This window comes from Caballeronia arationis (assembly GCF_001544975.2).
GTDB lineage: Bacteria > Pseudomonadota > Gammaproteobacteria > Burkholderiales > Burkholderiaceae > Caballeronia > Caballeronia arationis.
On the sequence record NZ_FCOG02000317.1, the window covers coordinates 1 to 3,065 of the forward strand.

The 3,065-nt window shown below is 57.1% G+C and carries 3 protein-coding genes and 1 pseudogene; 3 read left to right on the forward strand and 1 reads right to left on the reverse strand.

The genetic code is table 11. The features are described 5' to 3' along the window. Nucleotides 1-384 precede the first annotated feature (384 nt). On the forward strand, nt 385-1,608 hold the full coding sequence (locus AWB81_RS41500) for a sensor histidine kinase (protein WP_062644277.1): 1,224 nt from the start codon (nt 385-387) through the stop codon (nt 1,606-1,608). Between the two features lie 342 nt (nt 1,609-1,950). After that, nucleotides 1,951-2,208, forward strand: coding sequence for a Sir2 family NAD-dependent protein deacetylase (locus tag AWB81_RS46660; protein WP_235026205.1), 258 nt, complete (start codon nt 1,951-1,953; stop codon nt 2,206-2,208). 220 nt (nt 2,209-2,428) lie between these two features. Here the strand turns inward: AWB81_RS46660 and AWB81_RS41510 are convergent, their stop codons facing one another. Beyond that, nucleotides 2,429-2,656: a hypothetical protein gene (locus AWB81_RS41510; protein ID WP_062644280.1), complete on the reverse strand. Its 228-nt coding sequence runs from the start codon at nt 2,654-2,656 to the stop codon at nt 2,429-2,431. A 36-nt stretch (nt 2,657-2,692) separates the two neighbouring features. Between AWB81_RS41510 and AWB81_RS47925 the strand changes: the two are divergent. Then, nucleotides 2,693-2,878, forward strand: a pseudogene (locus tag AWB81_RS47925) (hypothetical protein); the annotation flags it as partial. Between the last annotated feature and the right edge of the window lie 187 nt (nt 2,879-3,065).

Consider the following 3,065-nt stretch of genomic DNA (forward strand, 5'->3'; position numbering starts at 1 on the left):
CTCGCTCTGCACGAGATTACGGAGATGTACCGCATCTTCAGGCAGAACGAATGACCTTATTTGTGGGTAAAGACCAGACTTAGGATGAGGCGCCAGGCGCTGAGAATGTCCGGCTCGTCATCGACGAGCAGAATGGAGTGCATCTGCGGCCGCCATTTGGTTTTGTGTGCAACTGGTCCGGGCGCACGCAATCGCCGTTCCACTGTTCGACACTGCTTGGACGTCTGCCGCATCCTTTCGAAAATTAGTGCGCGCGCCAGACTTACGTCGGCAGCGCTTCCGAACTTACGACGGACGGATGGCCGGCGTGTCGCACCGCATTGTTTTCTGGTACGGTAATCGACTCGCGCAGTCTTTCGAAAAAGCGGTCCAAACTTACCGATTATGTCCGATGCACACGCCCGCCCCTTGCGGCGATTCGCCGGTTTTCTGCGCCACGAGCGGGTGCGTCTAACTGAAAAGTGGATGAAGGCGGTCTTCGGCGACGACGACCTGGTCGAACCCGACAAATTGACGTACGACCAACTCGCTGACCACCTTCCTCAAATCCTCGAAGGGCTGTGCGTCGCCCTCGATGCTCAAGACCTTGAAAAAGTTGAGCCCGCGATGGAGCGCGACGCCAAGACACATGGCATAGTCCGCTGGCGGCAAGGTTACAGAATCGAGGAACTGGTTCGAGAACTTGACCTTTTCCATCTAACGTTGTCGGACGCTCTCGACGAATTTGCCGATACTGATGCAGACGGCGCGTTCACCCGTCGTGAAGAGCGGCGCGCGCGGCGTCTCATTGCCGAGGCACTCAGTTTCGTTACCCTGACCTCGATACGCGAGGTAGTGCATGAGCGCGACCGGAAAATTGACGAGTTCACGGGCAGGTTGGAGCGCGCCAATCATGAACTGGAACTGAAGCAGCGCCTCATCAGCGACCTTCACGAGTCGCGGATGCAAATTACCCGAAGCGTAGTACACGACCTTCGAAATTTCCTGAACGCGTTCTCGATAGCGCTCCAGTTAATAGGCCGCGCGCCTTCGAAAGCGGAGACGGCGCTGACGCTCGCGAATCGGCAGGCGGCGGATATGAAGGAACTCGTTGACCAGATGGTCGAGTACTCAGTTGTTCTTGGCGATAGCAACCCGCTTTCCGTTGAGAAATTCGAGCTTCGGGAACTGTTCGATGAATTGGCAGCATCGAGTCGGCCGGCGATCGAAGCGAAAGGTTTGCGCTTTCATCCAGAGTTCGATTCAGCGCTGAGTTCGGTGACTTCGAACCGGCTTAAGGTCAAACAGGTTGCGCTCAACCTATTATCGAACGCGACAAAATACACGACGTCTGGCGAAATCGAACTGGCCTTCTCCAAGTTAAATGAGAGTACTTGGTCCATTCGGGTCTCTGACACTGGCGTCGGCATTGCCCCGTCCGACGCGAAGCGCGTGTTCGATGAGTTTGAACGCGCCGCGGGCGACGACATACCGGGCGCCGGGCTGGGGCTAGCCATCGTCAGGGAGCTTTGCCGCGTCCTCCAGGGACAAATTCATTTCGAGTCGCGGGTTGGTCACGGCACAACATTCGAGATACGTTTTCCCGTCGAGCTGCGGCCCATGGACTGACGGGAGTCGTCGCATATCGGCGCGGGTCGCGCTGCCTCCATCCATTTGTGAGGCCCCTCGCGACACGGCAATAGCATGAGGACGCGAAAAGCCCGACTGCGAAAGCTGGCGTAATAAGTCTGTTGCATGCAGAGTCGACTCGGCGTTGCTGCTCGAGTTCGTCGGCCGTTTTCATGGAAGAGAGGATGTGTTTGCTGCTCTGGAGCGCAGAGCGCCACCCACGTTTATCCTCACCTGACCAAAGCGATGTTCGGGGCGCGATACGTGTGCTTTGAAGTCCCGCGAACCATCGCGTTTTGCGCCCGCGTGGGCAACGTCTGCCTAACTTCACCGTGTGCTCATATGGTCGAAGCAATCCGTCGAGCCACTTGCACGAGCAACGTGGACGGACAGTTCCAAACGGCCGGGTTCCCTGAAAGTCGGGTCCACGAATGTCATGGGTCGATTCACACGCTTCAATGCGTGGATGTCTGCAGCAACGACACGTGGCCGACCGAAGATGTGCATCCGCTCTTGAACGCAGCGCGTGCGGCGCGAACAGCACGTATTGTTTGTTCCGCATCCGTTCGTGCAAACTCACCGATTACGTCATCTACATAGGACGGGTTGATGTTCCGCGTGGATTGGTCGCTGGTCACCTACTGGCCATCAATGTTGTTTGCAAATTGTTCCATTGCCTTCCTTTTGAGTTGGGGAGTCCTCGGCCCGTTGTGCAACATGTAACCGGGTGGCTCGGGCGCCGCTCTCGCCGTGTTCGGGGAGAGCGGGGCGAGCGGTTACCCGTCACACACGGGGCCAAGATTCACTGTAACGCGGAAAATTACTGATGCGGCTTAACGACGAAATTGGTGAAGCCACCGTTACGGCCGCCGATTGCTGATAGCGCCTCATTGACGCTTGCAAGCGGGAAAGCTGTTGTTTCGAAAATGGAGAGGTCGAGCAAACCGCACGCGGCCAAGTTAATAGCCATATCCTGACCCTGAGCGGCACTGAACCACTTCGAACCATCCCACTGCACCTGAGCGGCCATCAGTTTGAAGAGGTTCATCGAGACGAGCTCGGAAGCGCCACCAACGTTGACCGCGTCACCGTGGTTGCATTGCTGCCTGAGAAGAGGCGCGTGTCGCTGACCACAATCTGTCGCGTGCTCAACAAGGTGGTGATTGAAGGGGACGCGTTGGTCATGCCCACCTCGAGGCAAACCGCGAGACCTGAGGGCGGACGCGATGGCCCGGAAAACCGTGCCCTTGCCAATGCCTTAACAGCCTAAGTGGCTATCACCGTCCCTCAAAGTGTCATTCGCGAGACAAATGAACTATCAGCACACCGCTAAGACAACGGTAGCCACGCTACTGGTTTTTCGGGAACATGTCGAAAGGACTCAAGAGTGCCGAGTTCGGCACAGTCTTGGGGTTATGTGGCCAGTCGGAACATCTCGAAGGTGTCAGGGTCCTGCC

Bases quoted from the DNA above. Each gene is read 5' to 3' on its own strand.
- AWB81_RS41500 (WP_062644277.1), top strand. From the start codon at position 385: ATGTCCGATGCACACGCCCGCCCCTTGCGGCGATTCGCCGGTTTTCTG.
- AWB81_RS46660 (WP_235026205.1), top strand. From the start codon at position 1,951: ATGGTCGAAGCAATCCGTCGAGCCACTTGCACGAGCAACGTGGACGGA.
- AWB81_RS41510 (WP_062644280.1), bottom strand. From the start codon at position 2,656: ATGAACCTCTTCAAACTGATGGCCGCTCAGGTGCAGTGGGATGGTTCG.